This window comes from Lysobacter arenosi (genome assembly GCF_016613475.2).
In the GTDB taxonomy this organism is placed as follows: domain Bacteria; phylum Pseudomonadota; class Gammaproteobacteria; order Xanthomonadales; family Xanthomonadaceae; genus Lysobacter_J; species Lysobacter_J arenosi.
Window position 1 is genome coordinate 3,850,940 of sequence record NZ_CP071517.1, and the last position, 23,532, is coordinate 3,874,471.

19 protein-coding genes and 1 pseudogene are annotated in these 23,532 nt (G+C 67.7%); 5 read left to right on the top strand and 15 right to left on the bottom strand.

The features are described from left to right. Positions 1-11: 11 nt before the first annotated feature. From HIV01_RS17635 to HIV01_RS17645, 3 genes are all read right to left on the bottom strand, one after another. Positions 12-2,801 carry a TonB-dependent receptor domain-containing protein gene (locus HIV01_RS17635; protein ID WP_200604181.1) on the bottom strand — a complete coding sequence of 930 codons (2,790 nt, stop codon included), beginning with the start codon at positions 2,799-2,801 and terminating at the stop codon, positions 12-14. Between the two features lie 152 nt (positions 2,802-2,953). Further along, complete coding sequence (locus HIV01_RS17640) at positions 2,954-3,277, bottom strand: hypothetical protein (protein ID WP_200604182.1); 324 nt, start codon at positions 3,275-3,277, stop codon at positions 2,954-2,956. Positions 3,278-3,379: 102 nt separating this feature from the next. Further along, the gene (locus HIV01_RS17645) at positions 3,380-4,069 is read right to left on the bottom strand and encodes an RNA polymerase sigma factor (RefSeq protein WP_200604183.1); all 690 of its coding nucleotides are present in this window, start codon (positions 4,067-4,069) and stop codon (positions 3,380-3,382) included. 98 nt (positions 4,070-4,167) lie between these two features. Between HIV01_RS17645 and HIV01_RS17650 the strand changes: the two genes are divergently transcribed. Further along, positions 4,168-5,250 (top strand): metal-dependent hydrolase, encoded by a 1,083-nt coding sequence (locus HIV01_RS17650; RefSeq protein ID WP_200604184.1) that lies wholly within the window; start codon positions 4,168-4,170, stop codon positions 5,248-5,250. 135 nt (positions 5,251-5,385) lie between these two features. On the opposite strand, the gene HIV01_RS17655 is transcribed toward HIV01_RS17650, so the two are convergent. From HIV01_RS17655 to HIV01_RS17695, 9 genes are all read right to left on the bottom strand, one after another. Continuing rightward, positions 5,386-5,703, bottom strand: coding sequence for a hypothetical protein (locus tag HIV01_RS17655; protein WP_200604185.1), 318 nt, complete (start codon positions 5,701-5,703; stop codon positions 5,386-5,388). A 231-nt stretch (positions 5,704-5,934) separates the two neighbouring features. Next, the gene (locus HIV01_RS17660) at positions 5,935-6,768 is read right to left on the bottom strand and encodes a class I SAM-dependent methyltransferase (RefSeq protein WP_200604186.1); all 834 of its coding nucleotides are present in this window, start codon (positions 6,766-6,768) and stop codon (positions 5,935-5,937) included. A 53-nt stretch (positions 6,769-6,821) separates the two neighbouring features. Continuing rightward, a complete protein-coding gene (gene dusB / locus HIV01_RS17665) occupies positions 6,822-7,835 on the bottom strand; it encodes a tRNA dihydrouridine synthase DusB (RefSeq protein ID WP_200604187.1) in 1,014 nt (337 codons plus the stop codon). 25 nt (positions 7,836-7,860) lie between these two features. Next, the gene (locus HIV01_RS17670; protein WP_200604188.1) at positions 7,861-8,934 is read right to left on the bottom strand and encodes a PepSY-associated TM helix domain-containing protein; all 1,074 of its coding nucleotides are present in this window, start codon (positions 8,932-8,934) and stop codon (positions 7,861-7,863) included. Between the two features lie 13 nt (positions 8,935-8,947). Continuing rightward, positions 8,948-11,065 carry a TonB-dependent receptor gene (locus HIV01_RS17675; RefSeq protein ID WP_200604189.1) on the bottom strand — a complete coding sequence of 706 codons (2,118 nt, stop codon included), beginning with the start codon at positions 11,063-11,065 and terminating at the stop codon, positions 8,948-8,950. 121 nt (positions 11,066-11,186) lie between these two features. After that, positions 11,187-12,161, bottom strand: coding sequence for a ribokinase (locus tag HIV01_RS17680; RefSeq protein WP_200604190.1), 975 nt, complete (start codon positions 12,159-12,161; stop codon positions 11,187-11,189). Positions 12,162-12,174: 13 nt separating this feature from the next. Further along, positions 12,175-13,470, bottom strand: a complete 1,296-nt coding sequence (locus HIV01_RS17685) for a NupC/NupG family nucleoside CNT transporter (RefSeq protein ID WP_200604191.1) — start codon at positions 13,468-13,470, stop codon at positions 12,175-12,177. Positions 13,471-13,594: 124 nt separating this feature from the next. Beyond that, positions 13,595-14,731, bottom strand: a complete 1,137-nt coding sequence (locus HIV01_RS17690) for a GGDEF domain-containing protein (protein WP_200604192.1) — start codon at positions 14,729-14,731, stop codon at positions 13,595-13,597. 92 nt (positions 14,732-14,823) lie between these two features. Next, on the bottom strand, positions 14,824-15,417 hold the full coding sequence (locus tag HIV01_RS17695; protein ID WP_245156865.1) for a TMEM165/GDT1 family protein: 594 nt from the start codon (positions 15,415-15,417) through the stop codon (positions 14,824-14,826). 346 nt (positions 15,418-15,763) lie between these two features. Between HIV01_RS17695 and HIV01_RS17700 the strand changes: the two genes are divergently transcribed. The 4 genes and pseudogenes from HIV01_RS17700 (at position 15,764) to HIV01_RS17715 (ending at position 20,535) form a co-directional block, all read left to right on the top strand. Next, positions 15,764-16,732: an aldo/keto reductase gene (locus HIV01_RS17700; RefSeq protein ID WP_200604193.1), complete on the top strand. Its 969-nt coding sequence runs from the start codon at positions 15,764-15,766 to the stop codon at positions 16,730-16,732. 84 nt (positions 16,733-16,816) lie between these two features. Next, entirely contained in the window at positions 16,817-17,035 is a 219-nt protein-coding gene (locus tag HIV01_RS17705; RefSeq protein WP_200604194.1) for a hemin uptake protein HemP, read from the top strand. 197 nt (positions 17,036-17,232) lie between these two features. Further along, positions 17,233-19,545, top strand: coding sequence for a TonB-dependent hemoglobin/transferrin/lactoferrin family receptor (locus tag HIV01_RS17710; protein WP_200606233.1), 2,313 nt, complete (start codon positions 17,233-17,235; stop codon positions 19,543-19,545). 98 nt (positions 19,546-19,643) lie between these two features. After that, a pseudogene (locus HIV01_RS17715) lies at positions 19,644-20,535 on the top strand (DUF6607 family protein). A gap of 102 nt (positions 20,536-20,637) precedes the next feature. On the opposite strand, the gene HIV01_RS17720 reads toward HIV01_RS17715, so the two are convergent. The 3 genes from HIV01_RS17720 to HIV01_RS17730 are packed head-to-tail and all read right to left on the bottom strand — an operon-like array spanning position 20,638 to position 23,505. After that, entirely contained in the window at positions 20,638-21,861 is a 1,224-nt protein-coding gene (locus HIV01_RS17720) for a PDZ domain-containing protein (RefSeq protein WP_200604196.1), read from the bottom strand. A gap of 50 nt (positions 21,862-21,911) precedes the next feature. Continuing rightward, positions 21,912-22,796 (bottom strand): hypothetical protein, encoded by an 885-nt coding sequence (locus tag HIV01_RS17725; protein ID WP_200604197.1) that lies wholly within the window; start codon positions 22,794-22,796, stop codon positions 21,912-21,914. Further along, on the bottom strand, positions 22,789-23,505 hold the full coding sequence (locus HIV01_RS17730; RefSeq protein WP_245156866.1) for an RNA polymerase sigma factor: 717 nt from the start codon (positions 23,503-23,505) through the stop codon (positions 22,789-22,791). Before HIV01_RS17730 ends, HIV01_RS17725 begins: the two co-directional genes overlap by 8 nt. Positions 23,506-23,532: the final 27 nt, after the last annotated feature.

Here is a 23,532-nt window from a genome sequence, read left to right on the forward strand (position 1 = left end):
GGTCGAGGAGGTCAGAAACGCTGCCGCCAGTTCACGTACCACATGCGCCCCGGGATGTCGTAGCTGGGGTCATAGGAGTTGAACGCGACATACGAAACGGGAGGGCCGCGGTCGAACAGATTGTTTACGCCAACACTGATCTGGATACGCGCGTGCGGTTCCCAGCGCCACTGCAGGTCGGTGTAGGTCACGGCATCGATGATGTGCTCGGGCGATCCAAAGAAGGTCGGGCTCTGGAAGTCGGGGCGATCGCAAAGTTCGACATGGCCAGCCCCGGCGGGCTTCTCGCAGCTCTCGTCGAGCGGCGAGAAATAGCGCAGCCGGATCGTCGCGCCGAGCGACTGTCGACTCCAGTCCAGCGACAACACCGAGCGAATGCGCCAGGCAGGGTCGAACAGGAAGAAGTTGCCGACAGCCGAAACCGGTGGCGCGTGCCTGGGAATTTCCTTCAGGTACTGGCTGAGGTAGACGGTGTCCCAGGCAAGACGGAAATCACCCGGTGCCGCTTGCCAGCCGTATCCCAGCGACAGGTCGTAACCCTCCAGTTCGTAGGCGCCGTAGTTGAACCGTCGTGCATCGATCTCGGTCAGGACACCGGTCGAAGGGTCTCGCCGCACTTGCTGGCACGCGCTGGCAATGGCCTCGACGTAGCACAGCCATGGCAGCAGGTAATCGGGGATCTCGTCGATCGTGTCCTGCAGTTCGATCCGCCACCAGTCCAGCGACAGGTCCAGGCCGGCGATGGCGGCGGGACTCCACACCACGCCCAGGGTGCGGTTGCGCGCCTGCTCGGGTTGCAGGTCGGGATTCGACCCGGAACGCACCTTGGGGCCGACCTGCGGATCGAACCCGTCTGCCGGCACGCCGTCGGCCTGGCAGCGTTCGGCGGTGGCCTGCGTCGGTGGATACACGCACGGGTCAAGGCCGGGAATGTCCAGGCCGGCAGCCTGGAACGAGCCGCTGAAGGCGAACAACTCACTCACCGACGGTGCCCGGTAACCCTGCGACCACGTGGCGCGAACCAGCCAGTCCGCACCGGGCCGCCAGGCGATGCCGAGCTTGTAATTGCTGGTGCTGCCGAACGTGGAGTAGTCCGAATAGCGCATCGCTGCGCTGACCTCGAGGGTGTCCGCCAACGGCCTATCGGCCAGCAATGGCAGGTTGAGCTCCATGTAAGCCTCGCGGGCGCGGACATGGCCGGAGATGGCGTCCGTCAGGTTGCTGCCGAAGCTGATGGTGTCGTCAGCCAGCAGCGGGTCCAGATCGATGCGGGCGCTCTCGCGGCGGTATTCCATGCCGGCGGCTACCGCGAGGGGACCCGCCGGCAGTTCGACCAGGTCTCCGCTGATGCCGACGGTGACGTCGCGAAGCTCGCGTACTTCGTCCAGCCCGCCGGTGGCGGAGATCGAGGCGAGCATTTCTGCGCTCAGCCCGTCCTGCCCGTGCAGGAAGTCCAGCGGCACACAATCGGGCACCGGTGCCGTCGCGGTGCCACAGCGCGGCGTGCCTACGGCGTCGCGGAACGAGGGGCCGATGCCCAGTCCCAGCCGATCCAGATCGTAGCCGCCGGAGATCGACTTCTCCTCGTGCGTTCGACCGTCGATCACGTTCACGTCCCAATCAAATCGCCGGCGTCCCCACTGCACGACCCCTTCGAGGCCCAGCGAGAGGTAATGCGTCTGCACATCCTGCTCGAACCGTCGCTTGCGACCGACCGGGCGAAAGCTGAAGAAGGTCACCGGTTGCCCGAACGAGTTGTAGATGCTGTCGCTGGCAATGGCGTGCTGGCCCGGCTCGTCGCCCGCGTCGAACTGGGTGATCGGCGTGGGCGCCAGTTCCTGGCTGGACCGGCGCCGATGCAGCAGCAGTTCCGAACGGAACAACACGGCATCCGACAGCTCGTAGTGGGCCTGCGCAAAGAGCGCGGTGCGCTCGTATGGCGTGCGCAGATAGTTCTCGGGCGCGAAGTTGTAGCTGTCGCTACGAAAATCGAAGGTGCGATAGCCGCCCTGTTGTCGATCCCAGGTCAGTTGCCCGTCGGTCGCGCCGTCGGGGAGCAGATCACCGCCCGGGCCGAAACCGAACCGGCCGTCGGGGGTGTTCGCCGAGGCGCCGGCAAACTGGTCATTGGCTGGAAGGCCGAACGTTGGAACTGCCGAGATGGCGCGATCGCCGGCCCATATCGGCCGCTGGTCAGCGAACGACAGGTTGACGACCACGCCGCCGCGGGCACCGCTGCGGCCCCAGGTGATGTCGGCGGCGCGACGTTCGCCGTCGCCATGTTCACTGCTGGCGTAGTAGAGGTTGGATTCGACTCCGTCGTAACTGTCGCGGGTGATGATGTTGACCACGCCTGCAATCGCGTCGGAGCCGTAAATCGCCGACGCGCCGTCGGTGAGGACCTCGATTCGTTCGACGATCGGAAGCGGAATACTGCCGACATCGATCGCCCCGTCGAGCGAGTTGACGTAACGATGACCGTTGAGCAGCACCAGCGTGCGCACGGCGCCGAGGTTGCGCAGGTCGACCCGCGTCTCGCCATTGCCACCGTTGTTGTAGTCGCTGTTGAGGTCGGACCCGTGCTGCGGCAGTTGCTGCAGTATTTCCCCGACGTTGCTCAGGCCGGTCTGCAGCAACTGTTCGCGATCGAGCACGAGCAGCGGCTGCGAAGTCTCCTGTTCAACACGGCGCAGATGGCTTCCGGTCACCTCCACCGTGGCCAGCGTCGTTGCATCCTCTTCCGGTGCCACCTGGGCGACGGCCGACGCCTGCCACAGGGCAAGCGCGAGTGCGCCGCTCACGGTGGCCCGATGCGGGGGCGGGTGCCGCTGGCAAGGGCGGTGGTCCATCAGTCTGGCGAACGTGACCGTCTCGCGGCGGCGGCCGTCACGGGGCGGCCGCCGCACGTGCGCCTGCCCAGCGGTGGCAGGCGCGAACTTGTCCGGTTGCGTGCTCAATCGTGGTTCGAGACGTCGGCGACCGAACGATCGCCGTCGGCACGCCCATCGACCTGCGGTGGCGGGAGCTCGATCGGCTGGCCGCTGAGCAGACGCTCGTAGTTGGCCTTGCCGACCGACTTGATCAGCTGCCGCCTGGAGCGGTCGTAAGTAGCACGGTACTCGGCGAACGCCGTGCGGTTGCCGACGAGCATGCGCACCTTGCGTTCGCTCAGGCCCGACTGCTTCGCGAGCACGCTGATGGGGTTCTCCTCGGCGAATGCCGGTGCCAGTACGACGGCGATCAGGACGGATACGGTGATTGCGTGACGGGATTTCATGGCGGTCTCCTGGGTTGGCTCCTGGTCCGGGCGATCGTTGTGTCCCGGCAGAAACAGGTTCAGGAAATGCGCCGGAAGATTACGACCGGACGCTTGCGCAGTTCATGTCATCTCGTCCAGCGCGCCACGAAGTTCCGCCAGTTCGCGCTCCAGTGCCTCCGGGCTGCCGACGGTCTGCAGCAGTTCCAGCCGCACCAGCTGGCGCAGGCGCTGGCGCATCCGGTGCGTCTGCACGGCCAGGGTGTTCGTGCGTAATCCATTGGCGACGGCGATCGCCCTGAGCTCGTCGCCTTCGGCACGTTCCAGCAACAGCGGCGCCAGTTGCCGGAACTGGTCGAGCTTGCCGGCGCTCGACCATTCTTCTTCGAGGCGCTGCATTGCATGCTCCAGCACCGTGCCCATCCACGCTCGCATGAACGCGTCCTCAGGCGATTGACCATCGCTGGCGATCACTTCCAGCAAGGATCCGGACTCGACCGTCCTGCCACCGCGCTTGAGCGCCCCGGCGCGTTCGTACTGGTCGGACAGGAAACGACGCAGTGCGGTCAACATCAACGCGCGGAAGCTGCCGCGCTGAGGGTCGGCTTCGGCATACCAGCCGCGTTCGATGAAGCGCAGGAAGAAGGCCTGGGTCAGGTCTTCTGCATCGTTGCCGTAGCCGCTGTGGCGAATGAACGCCAACACCGGAGGGCGATAGGCCTGGCACAACTGGTCCAGCGCGGCCTGGGCCCGTGACGGCGAGTCACGGGCGGCCGCGATCAGGCTCCAGCGGGTGGTCCGGAACGCGTTCATCGGAACGGCCTCGTCAGCGTGGGTCCATCGACGATCCTTGCAGGTCGCAACAGCCAGAACGCGGCCAGTTGCTCCGGCCGGTCTGCTAACTTTGCTGAATGGACTCACTGACCCAGATCGTGCTCGGCGCCGCCGTCGCCGCCGCCATCGCCCCGCCGGGGCATCGACGCGCGGCGCTGTTGGCTGGCGCCGCCCTGGGCACGTTGCCTGACCTCGACGTTCTGCCAGTCAATCTGCTGACCAGCGACCCGGTCGAACGGATGACCTGGCACCGAAGTCTGAGCCACTCGCTGCTGGTGCTGCCGTTCGTCGCCTGGGCGATCTGGGCGTGGTTCCGCGGTCGCGGCGGCCGTGTGGCGCAGGCGCCGCGTCGATGGTTCTGGGCGATCGCGCTGGCGCTGGTCACGCATCCAGTGCTGGATGCATTCACCGTGTACGGAACCCAGCTGTTGTGGCCGCTGCCGTTCAGGCCAGTCATGTGGTCGAGCGTATTCATCATCGACCCGCTCTATACGATCTGGTTGCTGCTCGCCTGCGTGATCGCCTGGTTCTGGCGCGAGCGGCGACTGGTGCAGCCGGCGCTGCTGGCAGGGTTGACGATGAGCACGCTCTATCTGGGGGCGTCGCTGTGGGCCAAGCACCAGGTCGAACAGGAAGCCGAGCGCGCGCTGGCCGCGCACAACCTCGAAGACGCACCGCGATTCTCGGTGCCGATGCCGTTCAACATCCTGTTGTGGCGGGTGGTGGCGATGACGCCGGAGGGATTCGTCGAAGGTGAGCGCTCATTGGTGGCCGACCGTGGGCCAATGCGATTGCGCGAGTACCCCTCGGACGTGCAGGCGCTGGCTGCAGTCTTCGACTATCCCAGCGTGCAGCGCCTGAACTGGTTCAACCGTGGATTCATGAAAGCGCAGGAGCGCGATGGCGTGCTGGTGCTGTCGGACCTGCGCATGGGCGCCGAACCGGATTACACCTTCCGCTTTGCCGTTGCCCGGCGTGAAGGCGGCAGCTGGGACGAAATGCCGCCCGAGCAGCTGAAATGGCCCTGGGAGGCCAATCGCAGGCTCAGTGCCATGTGGCAACGGATCTGGAATGCGCCGACGAACGAATCCGATGTCAGCGGCGCGGCGATGCAGCGGCCGTCGGTGAGGGCGGCGGCGGGGACCACGGTCAAACGCTGAGTCATGCACCTGGCCAGCCACCTGGGCCGCGTGTCATTCACACGGCCCTTGGGTGGAAGGTGACCTCATGGTTGTCCGCCTCGGGACGTGCCAGCCTCGGTTCCCGCAAGCAATCGCGGGATGCGTTGAGTGGGATTACAGGGCGTCGTTGAATTCGCGCTTTACCTGGACGATGTATTCGCGACCGTCCTTGTCGGTGATCGCCACGGACTCGCCGTTCATCAACTGCTCGTACCTGACCTCGCCGATGGCATTCACGAACTTCTTGAGTGCGCGATCGTAGGTGTAGGGATACTCGGCGAATGCGGTGCGGTTGCCGACGATCATCTGGACCTTGCGCTCACTCAGTCCGGTGACCTGTGCCAGGTCGCCGATGGGGTCCTTGCTCTGCTCCGCCCACGCCGGCATCGATGCCGCAAGCGCCAGCGCGATAAACGCAATCTTCGCTTTCATGAGTTGCCTCCTGATCGGATCGATCCACCGGGGCGTTACGGCGGGGTCCGCAGTAGGGGACACCCCGGCATGGCATAGAGTCGGTCAAAAGACGTGGCGATTGCATCGCCCATAGGGGACTGTGACTTTCGACCTGCACCACTGGTCGCAATCACAACTGCAGCACAATCGTCACGCAATGCGCGTATGCGTGCGATCGATTGGTTTCATCCGAAATTGATGAAAGTCTCGTCAATACACGGTCGCGCGCGCCTGCACGAAGGCGTAGAAGAACACGGCATTGGGATCGTTTTGCACCTGCTGCATCTCGCGACGCATGCCATCGACGATATCCTGCGTCACGCGCTGCGCGGCCAGCAGCTGGTCGGCGGCCGACAACAGCAGCTCCTCCCAGAACGCGATCATTGTCTTGCGTCGCGCCGGTTCGCGATTGTCGAAGTAGAACGTCTTGACCACGGTCGAGACGTCGCGAAATCCGCCGGCGAGCAGCAGGTTGCCAAGCTTGGCGCCGACGAACGGATCGCCGCCGCTCTCGTACTGGAAATCGTTGAACGCCATCCAGTAGCGCCAGACGTTCGGCGAGTACGGGTCGAGCAGGAACGAGGAGTTCATCACTTCGGTGATGTAGACCGGCGCTCCCGGAGCGAGCACGCGACGCACTTCGTTGAGCACGCGTGCGGGTGAGGGCACGTGTTCGAGCACCCAGCACAGGAAGGCGGCATCGAAGCTGCGTGGTTCGAAGGGCAGGTTGGTGGCATCGGCCAGGTGCAGGTCGTAGCGACCGTCGAGCCAGGACATCGAACCGAGGTTGGCGCGGGCGGCGCCGAGCTGGGCTTCGTTGAGGTCGACGCAGGTCGCGTGCAGGTCCGGGAACCGGCGCAGCAGGATCTCGGTCTGCGCGCCGACGCCGCTGCCGACTTCGAGCAGGCGCCGCGCGCCGCTGTAGTCGATGTCGTGGAAGATCGTCGACTCGGCCAGTCGCGCCTGCTTCATCAGGCGTGCCTGCTCGGTCTGCGAGAAACCGTGCAGGTACGGAAACTCGGTGGCGCTGGATGACTCGCTCATGTGGCCTCCATTGCGGAACTCATGACCGTTAAGCGCATGCCCGCGGGCATGCATCAGGCGGCGGCCGGGAGCTCCGGGGTGACGCCCGCGATCAGGGCGTCGAAGTATTCGCCGGTCAGGTGCAGTTGCGCCTGGGCGGTTTCAGCACGGTTGACCACGGCGCGGAACGCCTGGTTTTCCGGACGATCCTTGGCGTACCAGCCCAGGTGCTTGCGGGCGATGCGCACGCCGGAGACTTCACCGTAGAACTCGTGCAGGTGGTGCAGATGGCCGATGAGTACATCGCGTACTTCCTGCACGGTCGGTTCGGGCAGCAGTTCGCCGCTGGCCAGGTAATGGGCGATCTCACGGAAGATCCACGGCCGGCCCTGTGCGGCGCGACCGATCAGCACCGCGTCGCAGCCGGTACGCGCGAGCACCTCCGCGGCCTTCTGCGGCGAATCGACATCGCCGTTGGCGAATACCGGAATCGACAGCGCCGCCTTCACTTCGGCGATCGTGTCGTACTCGGCGGTGCCGGTGTACTGCTGGTCGCGCGTGCGGCCGTGCACGGCGAGCGCGGCGATGCCAGCGCTCTGCGCGACTTTCGCGATCGCCAGCGCATTGCGCTGGTCGGCGGCCCAGCCGGTGCGGATCTTCAGCGTCACCGGCACGTCGACGGCGTTGACCACTGCATCGAGGATGCGCGCGACCAGCGCCTCGTCACGCATCAGCGCCGAGCCGGCCCAGGCATTGCAGACCTTCTTGGCCGGGCAGCCCATGTTGATGTCGATGATCTGCGCGCCGTGGTCGACGTTGTAGCGCGCCGCATCGGCCATCACCTCCGGCACGGTGCCGGCGATCTGCACGCTGATCGGCGCGGGCTCGCCGTCATGGTCCATGCGATGGCGCGATTTGGCGGTGTTCCAGAAGCGCGGATCGGACGTTGTCATTTCCGACACGCACAGACCCGCGCCGAGGCGCTTGCTCAGCACCCGGAACGGTTTGTCGGTAACGCCGGCCATGGGCGCCAGGATGACCCTGGGCGCGATCTGGTAGGGGCCGATATGGAAGGACGTGTCCGCCATGGCCGGCATTGTACCGGCAGGGGTGTCAGCGACGCCCGCGCCGGCGGCGCCAGAACAGGAATCCGGTCACCAGCAGGAACATCGGCAGCAAGCCCACCACCGCCGTCGCCCACTTCATCACGCTGCCACCCACCGCGCCGACATGCAGCGGGAAGATCGCCTGGCTCATGCGCATGCCCAGCTTGTTGGCGGTGGCGTCATTCACCTGCAGCACGCCCGAGCCGGCCTTGGCGATCGCAATCGTGCTGCGCCCGACCGGGTGCCACTCGCCGTCCGCACGGGCGCGGAGCGAGACCACGCCATCATCGGACTTGGGCACCGAAACCCGGCTCAGCCGTGCACGCGGCAATGCACCGTCGGCCTGGCGCAGGACTTGCGGCCAGTCGACCGTGCCTTCGCCGGCAAGCTTGGGGGGCTTGACCGTGTCACCGCCGAACGCTCCCACGAGCACGGCCTGGAATCCCTTCGAATAGACCATGCCGACGCCCGTCAGGGTCGCCAGCAACAGCAGCGGAAACAACAACGCGCCACTGCTGCGGTGCCAGCTCAGCCAGCGTCGGACTGGCGGGCCCGAGTGCATCTTCAGGTGCGCCAGCCACTGACCGCGTCGTGGCCACCACAGGTACAAACCGGTCACGATCAACCCCAGCGCGATCCAGCCGAACACGCCCAGCACTTCCTCGCCGGTCTCGCCGCCAAGCAGGTGGGTGTGCCAGTCGTGCAGCCACATCAGCACGTCGTCTTCGTGGCTGCGATAGAGCAGCAGCGCGCCATCCTCGGGCGCGAAGTAGGCGCGGTGGCCATCCTCGAAGTAGCCCTGCCAGACCGGCAGGTCGTCATGCGGCAGGTCGAGCGAGCGTAGCCCTTCCGGGCGCCAGCGTTCGACCAGCCCGGCCAGCACGCGGCCGTCGGCGACCGCGGCGTGCTGCGCCAGTTGCGGGTGCTGCAGGCGCAACAGGTCGGTGTGGAACACCAGCACGGTGCCGGTAATGGCGACCAGCGCGAACACGACACCGACGCTGAGACCGACCCACAGGTGCAGCCACGACAACACCGCCCGCAGGCGGCGCGAAAACGGTCGTGGCGCGGAGCCGGTCATCAGCGGTCGCCGATCAGAACCGGTTGGCCCAGCTCAGGGTCAGCACGCGACCGCGGCCGGCGACGTAGGTGTCGTTGCGCGGCGTGCTCTGCGAGTAGTAGGTGACGTACTGCTCGCCGAACAGGTTCTCGATGCCGACGTTGAGCTGGCCCAGCGGCAGCTGGAAGCGGGTCTGCAGGTCGACCGTGGTGTAGCCGTCGAACTCGGCGACCTGGACGCCGCGCAGGTCGAACTCGCGGTCGAGCGACTGGCTGGCCTGCAGGCGCGTGGCGATGCCGGGCGTCCAGTCCTGGTCCCAGAACGCGGTGATGCGATCGGGGCTGACGTTGATGCCGGGCAGGTCGCTGTCGACGCGGTCGTCGCCGTTGCTGTCGTAGCGACCGTCGGTCTGCGCGTAGCCCAGGCCGATGCGGGTCGTCTCGCTGAACTGCCAGGCGACGCTGGCCTCGATGCCTTCGATTTCGGTGCGTTCGCGAACGACGTTGTAGCTCTGGCTGCCCGGGTCGAAGGCCAGTCGCGAACCCAGGTCGGAGTCGGACTGGTAGATGGCCAAGTGCGCGAGCCAGCGGCCGTCGTCGTAGTCGACGCCGATTTCCTGGTTGTCGGCGATCACCGGCGACAGGTCGACCAGCGTGTCCACGCGCTGGCCAGGCGTGCTGATGCCGCGCAGTACGCGACCAATGTCGGCGACGCTGTAGCCTTCCGAGTACGAGGCGTAAAGCTTGAGCGCATCGGTGACTTCCCAGACTGCGCCGAAGTTGGGCAGCACTTCGCTGGTGGTCGGCGATCCGCCCTCGACGAACTGGCCGCCGTTGTTGGACGGAATGGTGGTGAAGTCGTCGACCTTGAGCTTGCCGCGCTCGTAGCGCAGGCCGCCGCTGAGCATCACGCGGTCGGCGACCCACCACTCGGCCTGCACGAACGGCGATACCGATTCGTAAGAGGTCTTGGGCACCCAGTCGAGGCCGCTGACGACCAGTTCCTGATGCGTCGTGTCGCGGGCCAGGTCGAGGCCGGTGGTCACGCGCAGGCGCAGACCGAACAGATCGCCACGCGACCAGCTGAACTTGCCGCCGAGCTTCTCGGACACGTTCTGCGACTGGTCGAACCAGTGCAGGTCGCGGCCGTCGCCCCAGAAGTTGCCCCAGTCGGTGCCGCCGTACAGCGCTTCGAAGTCGACCCAGTACAGCTGCGCCTGGAAGTAGCCGCCGGCCATCGCCTTGTCGGTGTAGTCCAGGTTCAACGAGGTCGAGCGGTTGCGCGGACCATCGCCCTCCTTCTCGCCGCGGATCGAGGTCGCCAGCTGGCCGGTGGCGATGTTGCCGTTGACGGTGGCGTAGTCGTTGTTGCCCTGCAGCTCGTAGTGGTTGACGGTCAGCTGCAGGCGCTGCTCATCGTTGATGTTCCAGCCGCCCTTGGCGAACACGTTGTACGACTGCGCGTCCATCAGGTCGCCCTGGACGTCGTTGACGGCGATCGCATCGCCATCGCCGTCGTAGTACAGGCCTTCGCTGGCATAGGATGCGCCGCCGACGAAGTCGAACGCGCCGCTGCGCGTGCCCAGCACATAGGAGGCGCGGTAGCCGGTGCTGTCGCTCTCGTGCGGCAGGGCGCTGCTGGCGGCGACGTTGACGTCCTGGAAGGTCTCGCCGTCCTGGCGCGGGGCGCGCTTGGTGATGATGTTGATGATGCCGCCCGACGCGCCCAGGCCCTGCAGCGCGTTGGCGCCGTGGATGACCTCGATGCGCTCGATCATCGCCGGGTCGATGGTGTGGCCGTCACGGCCGCCTTCGCGCAGCGGCGTCGACTGCGGCACGCCGTCGACCAGGTACAGCGGCTTGCGGCCGCGCAGGGTCTCGCCGCCGTTGGTCAGCTTCTGCCGCGAGGGCGAGAACGACGGGATCAGGTTGGCCAGCACCTGCGAGATGTCCTGGGTCAGCGCCAGCTGCTGCTGCAGCTGCTTCTGGTCGATCACGGTGATGGTGTTGGGCAGCGCGGCATCGGAATCGGGAATGCGGCTGGTGCTGGCCGAAACGGTGACACGGTCGATGTCGGTGGCATCGTCGGCATGAGCGACAGGCATGGCAAGTGCAGCCAGCAGGGCGCTGGCCAGGTGGTGTCGACGGAGCATGGGGAGGGGGATCCGGACTTCGAGTCAGGCGCGTATGGTAATGCGAACCATTCGCGTTTTACAGGCCAAGTCTGGCGGATTCGCCAGGCGGCAGCCTCCCGCCAGGTGCCAAAAGCGCGATCTAGGCGCCGAAACGCGCCCGCAGGTCGGCCTCGTGGGGCATGGCCGAGGCCGCGCCCGCGCGCTCGGTCGACAGGCCGGCATAGCGATTGGCGAAGTGCACGTGGTCGGCGAACGCGGCGTCGCCACGGCGGGCCACCGAGGCGGCGAGGGCGCCGTTGAAGGCGTCGCCGGCACCGGTGGTATCGATCGGCTGCACGGGCGCCGCGGCGACCCGGTAGTGGCTGCGCGCGTCGTTGTGCAGGTCGATGTCCGCGTGCGAGACGAAACAGCCTGCCGCGCCGAGGGTGATCACCACCGTGCCGTGTGGCAGCAGGCGCCGGCACAATGCGTGCAGGGTGTCGTCGTCCTGCGCGGCCAGCGTGGCGGCATCGACCTGTTGCGACGTATGGCGGCCGAGCTGCGCGCAGAACTCGGTTTCGTTCGGCGTGATCACATCCGACAGCAACAACAGCGACGGCGGCGCCTGGGCATCGGCCGGCGCCGGGTTCAGCACGGTCATCACGCCGGCAGTACGCGCCGCGGCGAACGCGGCTTCGACGGCCGCCACCGGCGATTCCAGCTGCGCCAGCACGACCCGGGCGACGGCAATGGTGCTGGCCTGCTGGTTGACGAAATCGGACGATAGCTCGGCGTTGGCGCCGGGCCCGATCACGATTGAATTGCGTCCCGCGTGATCGACGTAGATACCCGCGGTGCCGGTGGGCGCGTGGCTGGGCAGGTCGTGCAGGTCGATGTCGTCGGCAACGGCCAGCGCATGCGCGAGCTGGCCGCCGAGATCGTCGCCGAGCGCGCAGACGAAACTGGTCTTCGCGCCGGCGCGCGCGGCGGCGGTGGCCTGGTTGAAGCCCTTGCCGCCGGGACCGGTGCGGTAGTGCCCGGCGAGGGTCTCGCCGGGTCGTGGCAGCGTCGCCACCGTCCACACATGGTCGACGTTGAACGAGCCGACCACCACCACGCGCGCGCTGTCGTTCATGCCTGCGCCGGGCTCAGCTGAAGTAGGTGAGCACGCCGGCGATGGTCGCGGTCATGAACGTCGCGATCGAACCGCCGAGGACCGCACGCAGGCCGAAGCGGGCGAGGTCCTGGCGACGTTCCGGTGCAAGTCCGCCGATGCCGCCGATCTGGATCGCGATCGAGCTGAAGTTGGCGAAACCGCACAGCGCGTAGGTCGCGACCAGGCGACCCTGCTCGCTGAGCGTGACGCCGGCGACCTTGCCGTTGACGATGTCGGCCAGCTGCAGGTAGGCGACGAATTCGTTGATGACCACCTTCTGCCCGATCAGGCTGCCGACAATCGGCGCGTCCGCCCACGGCGTGCCGATCACCCAGGCAAGCGGCGCGAGCACGTAGCCGAAGATCGTCGCCAGGTCGGTCGGCTTGCCGATCGCCGCGGCAATGCCGGTGACATCGCCCAGCCAGGTCAGCGGCCAGTTGATCAGCGCGATCAGGGCGATGAAGGCCAGCAGCATCGCGCCGATGTTCAGCGCCAGGCGCAGGCCGTCGCCGGCACCGGCGGCGGCCGCGTCGATGATGTTGGCGGTGTTCTTTTCCACTTCCATCTTGACCGTGCCGCGGGTCAGCGGCTCGCCGGTCTCGGGCACCAGGATCTTGGCGATCACCAGCGTCGCCGGCGCGGCCATGATCGATGCGGCGAGCAGGTGCTTGGCGTAGAACGCCTGCTGTTCCGGATCGCCACCGCCGAGCATGCCGACGTAGGCGGCGAGCACGCCGCCGGCGATGTGGGCCATGCCGCCGATCATCATCGTGATCAGCTCCGACTCGGTCATCTTCGGAATGTACGGACGCACCGTCAGCGGCGCCTCGGTCTGGCCGATGAAGACGCTGGCGCAGACGCTGGTGGTTTCCGCGCCCGACACGCGCATGACCTTGGTGATCGCCCAGGCCATCGCGCGCACGATCGCCTGCATCACGCCCAGGTGGTAGAGCACGCCCATCAGCGCGGCGAAGAAGATGATCGTCGGCAGCACCTGGAAGGCAAAAATGAAACCATATGTCGAGGTGTCCATCAGGCTGCCGAAGATGAACTTCGAGCCTTCGTTGACGAAGCTGAGCACCTTCACGAAGCCGTGGCCGATGGCGTCGAACGCCTCGCGGCCACCGGGCATCAGCAGCACGACGGCGGCGAAGGCAATCTGCAGCGTCACGCCGGTAGCGACGAGTTTCCAGTCGACCCGGCGCTTGTTGATCGAGAACAACCAGGCGATGCCGATCAGTACCGACAGGCCAAACAGGCCAAAAGCCACCCGCGCAATTGCTTCCACTCAGTTCTCCCCATGCAACCGGCAGCCGGCAGCGCGTCGTTGTAGTTATAGGCCCGCCGCAGCGGCGGCGCGGCGTAGTTTACCCCGGCCCCCTCTCCCTCTGGGGGAGGGCGCAGGCGTGGCCTCAGCCGTCCCGCGCGACCACCTTGTTCCGCCCCTGCAGCTTCGCCTGCTGCAGCCGGCCGTCGGCCCGACGCAGCAGCCGTGACAGGTCCGAGCCCTCGTGCGGGAACCCCGCCAGGCCGGCACTGAAGCTCAGCGGCATCGCGTCGGCGCCGCGCTCGGGCTGGAACGGCCGCTCGCCCAGGGCCCGGCGGATCGCATCCACGCGCTCCCAGGCCGTGCCGATGGGCTTGCGCAGCAGCAGCACGAATTCCTCGCCGCCGATCCGCACCAGCCACTCGCCCGGCTCGGCCAGTTCGCGCAGCACCGCCACGACGTGGCGCAGGGCGCGGTCGCCGGCATGGTGGCCGTGGGCGTCGTTGATGCGCTTGAAGTGGTCCAGGTCGATCAGCGCCAGGGTCAGGCTGTCGCCGTCGTGGCGGACGCTGTCGAACAGGCGCGGCACGCGGTGCAGCAGCCAGGTGCGGTTGGGCAGGCGGGTCAGGCCGTCGGTGCCCGACAGCTCCACCAGGCGCTGCATCCGGTAGACCACCATGGCGGTGATCAGGGTGAACATCATCAGCAGCACCAGCCGCTGGGCCTGGCTGCCCAGGGTCACGGATCCATAGTCACTGGACAGCAGCTGCTCCGGCGAGCTGGCCAGGGCGAACACCGCCAGCACCAGCAGGCCGTACTGGCCGATCGCCAGCGTGCCGGCGAACAGGGCGATGCGGCCGTCGCTGCGCAGTGCGGTCAGCAGGATCGCCAGGATGTAGCCGCACCAGACGATCAGGCTGTTGAGGCCGGCCGGCAGGTGGTTGGCGGCCAGCGCGACCAGCACCAGCGTGGTCGCGGTGACGTCGAATGCCGACGAGGCGAAAGGCAGCCAGCGGTACAGGCGCCGCCGGCGCGCCAGCGACAACCAGACCTGGGCGAACACGTTGACGACCAGGGCGCCGCCGAGGCCGATTATGGTCTCGTTGATGCCGCCGCCGCCGAGGGCGTTCGCCAGCGGCAACAGCAGCAGCATCGCCGCGAGCGCCGCGCGCAGGCGTGCCACCAGCAGTTCGCCGCCGGCGCCGATCTCGAGCATGATTTCGTCCGGTCGCGCCAGCAATGAAGCAACGACCTCGCGGATCCTGCCGCCCGTCATGTGCATCGGTGTCCCCTTGATGCCCGCGCCGAGCATAGCGCGGGTCCCGGGTCGGCATGCAGCCGTGGGAGGGGGACGGTCCGGAACCCCAGCCGCGGCTAGCCCAGCCCGCGCAGTCCCACCCAGGCGGCCAGCGCCAGGAACACGATCGCGGCGACGGTGCGGGCGGTCTTCAGCGGCAGGCGGTCGGCCAGGCGGCTGCCCAGCAGCACCACCGGCACGTTCGCCACCAGCATGCCCAGCGTCGTGCCCGCCACCACTTCCCAGAACGGCTGGTAGCGGGCGGCCAGCAGCACGGTCGCGACCTGGGTCTTGTCGCCGATCTCGGCCAGGAAGAAGGCGATCGTGGTGGCAACGAACGCACCCCGGGCGGGCAGGGCACCGTCCTCGTCGTCGAGCTTGTCCGGCTTGAGCGTCCACACGGCCACGGCGAGGAAGCTGATCGCCACCACCCAGCGCAGTACCTGTGGATTGAGCCACTGCGCGACCAGCGTGCCGAACCAGGCCGCCAGGGCATGGTTGAGCAGCGTGGCGACGAGGATGCCGGCGACGATCGGCCAGGGCTTGCGGAAACGCGCAGCCAGCAGCAATGCCAGCAGTTGGGTCTTGTCGCCGATTTCGGCAAGCGCGACGGTGCCGGTCGAGACGGCAGCGGTCATCAGGGGGACGTTACCCAGCGTGAACTGATCCATGGAGACTCCGGAGGTCGGGCTTCCGCGTGGACGCGAAAGGCAAACGCCACGCGGCCCGACCCGGCATATGCCAGTTGCTCGCGTGACGCCTGCCTTCGGTCTTGCCCGTGGTCGCTCGCCGGCGTGTGCCGGCTGGCTGCCGCTCCTGCGCCATGGCCGTTGGGCCAAGTGTGTTGACGCAGGTCCCGGCAGATCGTCAGTCGCTGACGCTCGCCGGTGGGCTACTCCCCGGAGGAGGGATGGCGCGCATTGTACAGATGCGATCGCCGGGCGCGCACGCCGCCGAACTGCAGGTCGCTAAACTGAACGCCTCGTCATTGAACGACCCGTCCCGGGAGTCTCCCCCATGCAATACCGCCGCCTCGGTTCCTCCGGCCTGCAACTGTCGGCGCTGTCCTTCGGTGCCTGGCTCACCTTCGGTTCGCAGATCGGTCGCTCGACCGCGCGCGACCTGATCGCCGCCGCCTGGGACAACGGCATCAACTTCTTCGACAACGCCGAGACCTACGCCAATGGCGAGGCGGAGAAGGTGATGGGCGACGTGATCGCCGACCTGCGCCTGCCGCGTGACGGCTTCTGTGTGTCGAGCAAGGTCTTCTTCGGCGCCGCTGCCGAGCCGCGGCCGACCCAGCGCGGACTGTCGCGCAAGCACGTCACCGATGCCTGCCACGCCGCCCTCAGGCGCCTGCGTGTCGACTACCTCGACCTCTACTACTGCCACCGTCCCGATCCGGACACGCCGATCGAGGAAACCGTGCGAGCGATGGATGCGCTGGTCGGCCAGGGCAAGGTCCTGTACTGGGGCACCTCGGAATGGACCGCGGCGCAGATCCGCGAGGCGCACAAGGTCGCCCGCGCCCAGCACCTGGTGGCGCCGACGATGGAGCAGCCGCAATACAACCTGCTGCACCGTGAGCGCGTCGAACTCGAGTACGCGCCGCTGTATGCCGAGGTTGGCCTGGGCACCACCACCTGGTCGCCGCTGGCGTCGGGCGTGCTGACCGGCAAGTACAACGCCGGCGTGCCGACCGAAGCGCGCCTGGGTCGTGAGGGCCTGGGCTGGTTGCAGCGCAGCGTGCTCGGCGAGAACGAAGGGCGGGTGGAACGCGCGCGCCGGTTCGTCGAACTCGCCGGAGAGCTGGCGGTGGCGCCGGCACCGCTGGCAATCGCCTGGTGCCTGCGCAATCCGCATGTATCGAGCGTCATCCTCGGCGCGAGCCGACCCGAGCAGCTGCTGCAGAACCTGGAAGCGCTGGAGCTGGCGCAGCGCCTGCAGGAAAGCGACTGGCAACGAGTGGAAGCCGCCGTGCGCTGAGCCGGTCCATCGGTCCCGCTCGGGTGTTGACGCAGTAATGAGAATCATTATCATTACTCGCGTCACCCCGACCGAGCCACGAACATGTCTCTGCGCCAACCACTGCAGCTGAAGCCACGTTCCGACCGTTCCGCGCCCCTCGTCCCGCCGATCTCACTCGCCGCTCCGGGCCTGACCCTGTCCGCCTCGCTGGTCGAGAGCGATGACCTGCTGCGCGGTGGACGCGAAGTGCTGATCCGCCACGGCGACGAGGTCTATCGCCTGCGCCACACGCGCAACGACAAGCTGATCCTCACCAAGTAATCCAACAGATCACCGATCGGCGCGCCCCGGGGAATCCGGGCGCGCCGGCATGCCGCGTCGCCGCCCTGGGGAGGGTGGTGCGCGAAGGCGGACGGCAAGGATGCTGCCGCTCCCACTCAACGTCTCTCTCCAAGGCCCGCAAGCCCGCCGTCCGAACGGCTGCCAGCACGCCTCGACAATCACTCGAGCCCGTGTCCATGCATCCCGTTTCGACCCAGTTTGTCCCGACCACCCTCGCCGTGGCCCTCATGCTGGCGCTGCCAGCCCATGCCCGTGCCGCCGACAGCGGCGCCGAACCCTCCGCGACGCTGACCGGCGCCGCAGCCGCGTCCGGTGTCACCAGCGAGTTCGACCGCATCGTCGTCACCGCCACCCGCACCGAGCGCGCGCTCGACGACGTGCCGTCGGTGGTCACCGCCATCGACCGCGAGCAGATGGACCGCGAACTGGTGCGCAACCTCAAGGACCTGTTCCGCTACGAGCCAGGCATCACCGTCACCACCGGCACCGGCCGCTTCGGCCTGGGCGACATCCGCATCCGCGGCCTGGGTGGCAACCGCGTCCGCATCGAGACCGACGGCATCGCTGTGCCGGACGCGTTCTCGATCGGCAGCTTCTCCACCGCCAACCGCAACTTCGTCGACCTCGACACGCTCAAGCGCGTCGAAGTGTTGCGTGGCCCGGGCAGCGCCTTGTACGGCTCCGATGCACTGGGCGGCGTGGTCGCGTTCGCAACCAAGGATCCCTCCGATTATCTGGAGGAGGGCAAGGACGCCTACTTTGGTTTCAAGCTCGGTTACGAAGGCGCCGACGATGGATTGTTCGGCGCGGCCACTGCCGCCTTCGGTGGCGATCGCTGGTCGGGCCTGGTCGCGGTGAACCATCACCAGGGCCAGGAAACCGAGACCATGGGCGAGGACCGCAGCGAGGGCGCCAGCCGCACCGCCGCCAACCCGCAGGATTACGACGGCCGCAGCCTGCTCACCAAGCTGGTGTTCGCACCGAGCGGGAACCAGCGCTTCAAGCTCACCGTCGAAGGCAACGAAGACCAGGTCGACACCGACGTGCTGACCTCGCGCGTGCTGGCAGCGCTGCCGCCGGGCTCGCCGCCGACCACGCCGCGCACCCGCACCACCTCGCTTACCGGTGACGACACGCAGACGCGGGCCCGTGTCTCGTTCGCGCACGAAGTCGACTCGATCGATTCGGCGCTGGTCGACTCGCTGCAGTGGCAGGTCTATCGCCAGGACAGCGAGACCACGCAGAAGACCTTCGAGCTGCGCGAAACCGTCAGCAGCACCGGCCGGGTGACCAACCCGACGCGTCGCGAGCGCGAGTTCAACTTCGACCAGCGCCTGGTCGGCGCCGAGGCCGTGCTGCACAAGGACTTCAGCAGCGGCAGTGTCGAGCACAGCCTGACTTACGGTTTCGAGTACACCGACACGGAGTTCAGGCAGAAGCGTGACGGCCGCTCGATCAACCTGACCACCGGTGCGGTCAGCAACGCGATCCTGCCCGACGTGTTCCCGGTGCGCGATTTCCCGACCAGCACCACCACGCTGGCGGCGCTCTACGTGCAGGACGAGATCTCCTTCGCCGACGGCCAGCTCCGCCTGATTCCGGCCTTGCGCGTGGACCACTTCGATCTCGACTCCAGCATCGACCCGATCTATGCCGCCGACAATCCGGGCCTGGGCGTGGTCGACATGACCGAGACCAGCGTGTCGCCGAAGCTCGGCGCGGTCTGGCACTTCACCCAGGACTGGTCGCTGTTCGGTGGCTACCAGCACGGCTTCCGTGCGCCGCCTTACAACGACGTCAACCTAGGCTTCACCAACCTGCAGTTCGGCTACACCGCCGTCCCCAATCCGGATCTCAAGCCGGAGACCAGCGATGGCGTCGAGCTCGGCGTGCGCTTCTCCAACGAGGCCGTGTTCGCCGAGTTCTCCACTTACTACAACCGTTACGACGACTTCATCGAATCGCTGCGCGATACCGGCACCAATGCGCAGGGGCTGATCGTCTTCCAGTCGCAGAACGTCGCCAACGCCGAGATCTACGGCGCCGAAGCACGCGCCGGCGTCGACCTGGGCGCGCTGTCGGAGGCGCTGGCGGGATGGTCGCTGCGCGGTTCGGCGGCCTGGTCAAAGGGCGAGGATCGCGACACCGGCACGCCGCTGGAGTCGATCGACCCGCTGCGGGCATCGCTGGGCATCGCCTACGACCGCGACAGCTGGGGCGTCGAACTGGCCGGTCGCTTTGCCGGACGCGACGACGAGCTGCCGGTGGCAGGGCGCTTCGAGACTCCGGGCTACGGCGTGTTCGACCTGCTCGGCCACTGGGCCTTCGCGCCTGGCGCCGAGTTCAACGCCGGCGTGTTCAACCTCGCCGACCGCAAGTACTGGGAGGCCGGAACGATCGCCAGCCAGCAGGCCGCGACCAGCACCGTGCTCGATCGCTACACCAGCCCAGGCCGCAACGTCGGCGTCAGCCTGAGCGTGAGCTGGTGATGCAGCCGGCGCCACGAAATTCCTTTCAACTTCACACAGAGCCAGCCATGAACATGCGCCCGCACCTGCTTCTGCTTTCCGTCCTCTCCGTGCTGCCGATGCAGGCCATCGCCGCGCCGGCGGCGACCGACACCGCGCGCGACCGCGCTTCGATCCTTGCGATGAAGGGCGAGTACATCGTCGACTTCGCCTTCGATGAGACCGTGCTGCTGCAGCCCGGTTACGAGCGTCACCCGGCGATGCGCAGCGGCGGCAACGAGGTCGTGATCGTCGTCGAGGACACGCCGACCAGGGTCGTGCTGCAGCACATCCTGGTGGACGAGAAGAGCGGCCACGTCACCAAGCACTGGCGCCAGGACTGGACGTACGAGGCGGCCACGCGCTTCGAGTTCACCGCCGAGCAGACCTGGCAGGTGCGCCCCGGTTCCGGCGGAACTGACGCGCGGTGCCTGGACCCAGTGCGTGTACGAGGTCAGCGACGCGCCGCGCTACTGTGGCACCGGCGCATGGACCTACGACAACGGCGTGGCCACGTGGACCAGCGACCTGAGCTGGCGTCCGTTGCCGCGTCGCGAGTACACGCAGCGCCACGACTACAACGCCATCAGCGCGGTCAATCGCCACACGCTGACGCCGATGGGCTGGACCCACGAGCAGTTCAACACCAAGGTGCTGCGCAAGCCCGACGGTTCACAGGTCGAGCTGGCACGCGAGTTCGGCTTCAACGATTACCAGAAGACCACCGAGGTCGACTTCGCGCCGGCCTACAAGTACTGGGATGCGACCAACGGCTATTGGGCCAAGGTGCGCGCGCGCTGGGACGGTTTCCTCGGCAAGGCGCCGGGCGTGCATCTGAAGACGAAGATCGACGGCATGGCGATGATCATGCCGCTGTTCGAGCAGGCCTCGCAGCTGGAGGACGGCAAGAAGGTCGGTGACGCGAAGATCGACGCGGTGTTCAAGAAGTGGGTCGAGCCTTCGTCGATGTGAGTCTGCGTTGACGCGGGACATCCATGTCCCGCTGCTGCGCAATCCCCGACCCGGCGGACGACGCTCGGCGATTCATTGCCGGGTCTTCGGACCGCGAATTCTCTACAGCAGCAACGAGAACGTCGGCGGTGCCGGCGGTGCGGGTGCTGCGGGTGGCGCAGGCGGTGCCGGCATCTCCAGCGCCTGCGGCGGTGCCGGCGGCTTCGGCGCAGCCGGTGCCTTCGGCGCAACGGGTGCCTTCGGTGGTGCCGGCGGTGCAGGTGGCACCGGCGGCAGGCGCAGCATCGCGGTCCTGGGCACGGTGATCTGCGCGGTGGCGCTCTTGCGATCCCGCAGATAGGTCACGCCGACCTTGCTGTCGGCCGGTTTGTCGCGCAATGCCGCCATCGCTTCGCGCGGCGTCTTCACGTCCTTGCCGTCGATGCGCTGGATCACGTCGCCGGCCTGCAGGCCGTCGAGCTCGGGACCGGTGCTCACCACCAGCACGCCGTGGTCGGTGCCGAAATAGCGGCCGAGCTGGCCGTCGACGGCGGCCAGGTTCAATCCGCTCCAGCGGAACGTCTCGGCCAGCAGCGGCAGGCGGCAGTCCGCGCCCTTGCAGTCGCCGGTCGGTCCCATCCGGATGATCTCGGTGCGAACCTCCGGCGAGATCAGCGGCAGGGGCATCGGTCGCGGCTGTGCGCCTTCGCCATCGGGCGTCCACATCAGCGGGCCGTCCATGCCTTCGCCGCGCCCGGCGAACACGCCGCCGTTGCCATCGCGCATCAGCCACACGCGGTCGCCGATCTGCGGGGTGACCTTCGCCGATGCGGTCTTGCCATCGCGCTCATAACCGAGGGTGATCGCCTTCTGCGTGTCCAGGTCGCCGAGCTGGGCGCGTGCGGCCGTCAGCCGCTGGTCGCTGTCCTTGCCGGCGAGCGGCTTGCCATTGATCGTGGTCAGCAGGTCGCCGCTGCGCAGGCCGGCCTTGGCCGCCGCGCTGTCGGGCGTGACCGCGGCGATGCGCACGCCGACCTTGGCCTCGGGCGCCAGCACCACGCCGATCACCGGACGCTGCTCGAAGCGGCGCTCGAGGTTCATCTGTCGCGCAACGTCATACCCGCCCGACAGTTCGGCCACGCGCTTGGCGGCCTGCCTGAGATCTTCGCGCGCCGCGGCCAGCTCCTTCGCCTTGGCGGCATCGGCGGCGCCGGTGCCGGTGGTCTGCGCTGTCGCGACGAATGCGAACAGCAGGCCAATGGACAGGCCAATCGATGCCGCCAGCACGGTGGGTTTGAACATCGCCATCCCGCGTCGCTGCGCGCGCAGGCTGGAGCGGGAACTCATGGAATCGGTCGGCGTCATGGCTGAAAGTCCTGCAATGAAAGGGATGGAAGTCAGTCGACGCTGACCAGGGCACCGTCGTAGCGCTCGCCATGGCTGACGAGCCAGCGCTGGGTGGTTTCTACTTCGGCAAGCGCGCGCATCGTGGTGACGCGCTGCTGCCACAGGACGGCGCGTTCGCTGTCGGCCAGGCCCGGTTGCGACAGCGAGGCATCGATGCGGCCGATGCGCTCGTCGAGTTCGACACCCAACGCCGCGCCGCTGGCTGAGGACACGCGTGAATCGCGAGCGAGCGCGACCAGAGCCTCCAGCTGGGCCGACTCGGCCTGCAGCGACTGGATCTCGGCGGCACGGTTGGCGAGCGCGGCTGCGGTCAGGTCGGGTGTCGTCGCGGTGGCATCGCTGCTCGCGACGCGGGTGGCATTGTCGTTGCGACCCGGAAGCGGTGATGCCGCCGGTGCCGGCTTGCGTGTCGGCGTGCCGGTCGGCTTGCGCTTTGCGACGTTGCGCTCGGCCGGTTGCGTCGTGGCGATGGCGACTTCGGGCACGGCGGTCGAGCCGGACGAAGGCGTCGTGACAAGGGTCGTTGCCGGCGTTGCGGCCGGCGTCGGTGACGACGCAGACGGTGACGGTGCGACGGCAATCTGCGCAGGTCCCGTCGACACCGGTGAACCATCCTGGTCGCGCAGCACCGGCACCAGCGCCACCGCGGACACGGCGGCAGCGGCGGCAAGCCACATCGGCCAGCGGTTACGACGGCGCATCGAAGGACGGGGGCGGGCGGTCGCGTCCGCCGCGGCGCCATCGAGCGCGCGGGTCAGTCGCTGCCAGCCGTCGGTGCCGGGCGATTCGATCGGCAGCGCGGCGAAGGCTTCGTTCCAGTTGCCAGGCATCGGGTCGCCAGGCATCGGGATGCGGGGGCGGTCGGCATCAGGCATGTGCCTTCTCCTGGTTCATTCCAGCTTGATCGGGTTCGAGCAGCTCACGCAGGCGGCGTCCGCCGCGTGCCAGCTGCGACTTGGAGAAGCTCGCCGTGCGCTGCATCAGCGCCGCGATCTCCTCGTGGGTGTAGCCCTCGGCGTGGTAAAGCCACAGCACGCTTCGGGTGGTGGTGGGCAACTGGGCCAGGGCGCGACCCAGCGCCGCGGCATCGGCGGCGGCGGTCGGCAATGGACCCGGGTCCATCACCAGGTCGTCGCCGTCCAGCGGCACGTCGTGGACGTGGCGGCGCTGGCTGCGCAGCCGCATCAACGCCTCGTTGACCGCGATCTGCCGCAGCCAGCCCCAGAACGGGCTGCCGTTGCCGCGGAACTCGCCGAGCTTGCCGTAGACCTTGAGCATCGTTTCCTGCAACACCTCGGCCGCTTCCTCGCGGTCGCCGGCGTAGGCGCCGCCAAGGATCCGCAACGCCAGGTTGAACACCGGCCGCTCGAACCAGCGGTAGATCTGCTCGAACGCCGAGCGGTCTCCGGCCCGCGCCCGCGCCAGCAGCGCGTCGGGCACGTCGATGGCGAAACTGCTGCGCGGGGCACCCGACGCCGGCGTCGACGGGCAGGGGGCGGGCGCGCTGGCGGGTATGGGGTTCAGTGGCATGTCACTGGTCTGGATGCGGCGACCGTCGAAACCGTCGCAGGCGGTGGCCGCCATGCTCTGGGCTCCCGTGGTCTGGGCCTA

Coding starts and splice junctions, on each gene's coding strand:
- HIV01_RS17640 (WP_200604182.1), bottom strand. CDS start 3,277: ATGAAATCCCGTCACGCAATCACCGTATCCGTCCTGATCGCCGTCGTA.
- HIV01_RS17645 (WP_200604183.1), bottom strand. CDS start 4,069: ATGAACGCGTTCCGGACCACCCGCTGGAGCCTGATCGCGGCCGCCCGT.
- HIV01_RS17650 (WP_200604184.1), top strand. CDS start 4,168: ATGGACTCACTGACCCAGATCGTGCTCGGCGCCGCCGTCGCCGCCGCC.
- HIV01_RS17655 (WP_200604185.1), bottom strand. CDS start 5,703: ATGAAAGCGAAGATTGCGTTTATCGCGCTGGCGCTTGCGGCATCGATG.
- HIV01_RS17660 (WP_200604186.1), bottom strand. CDS start 6,768: ATGAGCGAGTCATCCAGCGCCACCGAGTTTCCGTACCTGCACGGTTTC.
- dusB (WP_200604187.1), bottom strand. CDS start 7,835: ATGGCGGACACGTCCTTCCATATCGGCCCCTACCAGATCGCGCCCAGG.
- HIV01_RS17670 (WP_200604188.1), bottom strand. CDS start 8,934: ATGACCGGCTCCGCGCCACGACCGTTTTCGCGCCGCCTGCGGGCGGTG.
- HIV01_RS17675 (WP_200604189.1), bottom strand. CDS start 11,065: ATGCTCCGTCGACACCACCTGGCCAGCGCCCTGCTGGCTGCACTTGCC.
- HIV01_RS17680 (WP_200604190.1), bottom strand. CDS start 12,161: ATGAACGACAGCGCGCGCGTGGTGGTGGTCGGCTCGTTCAACGTCGAC.
- HIV01_RS17690 (WP_200604192.1), bottom strand. CDS start 14,731: ATGCACATGACGGGCGGCAGGATCCGCGAGGTCGTTGCTTCATTGCTG.
- HIV01_RS17695 (WP_245156865.1), bottom strand. CDS start 15,417: ATGGATCAGTTCACGCTGGGTAACGTCCCCCTGATGACCGCTGCCGTC.
- HIV01_RS17700 (WP_200604193.1), top strand. CDS start 15,764: ATGCAATACCGCCGCCTCGGTTCCTCCGGCCTGCAACTGTCGGCGCTG.
- HIV01_RS17705 (WP_200604194.1), top strand. CDS start 16,817: ATGTCTCTGCGCCAACCACTGCAGCTGAAGCCACGTTCCGACCGTTCC.
- HIV01_RS17710 (WP_200606233.1), top strand. CDS start 17,233: ATGCATCCCGTTTCGACCCAGTTTGTCCCGACCACCCTCGCCGTGGCC.
- HIV01_RS17720 (WP_200604196.1), bottom strand. CDS start 21,861: ATGAGTTCCCGCTCCAGCCTGCGCGCGCAGCGACGCGGGATGGCGATG.
- HIV01_RS17725 (WP_200604197.1), bottom strand. CDS start 22,796: ATGCCTGATGCCGACCGCCCCCGCATCCCGATGCCTGGCGACCCGATG.
- HIV01_RS17730 (WP_245156866.1), bottom strand. CDS start 23,505: ATGGCGGCCACCGCCTGCGACGGTTTCGACGGTCGCCGCATCCAGACC.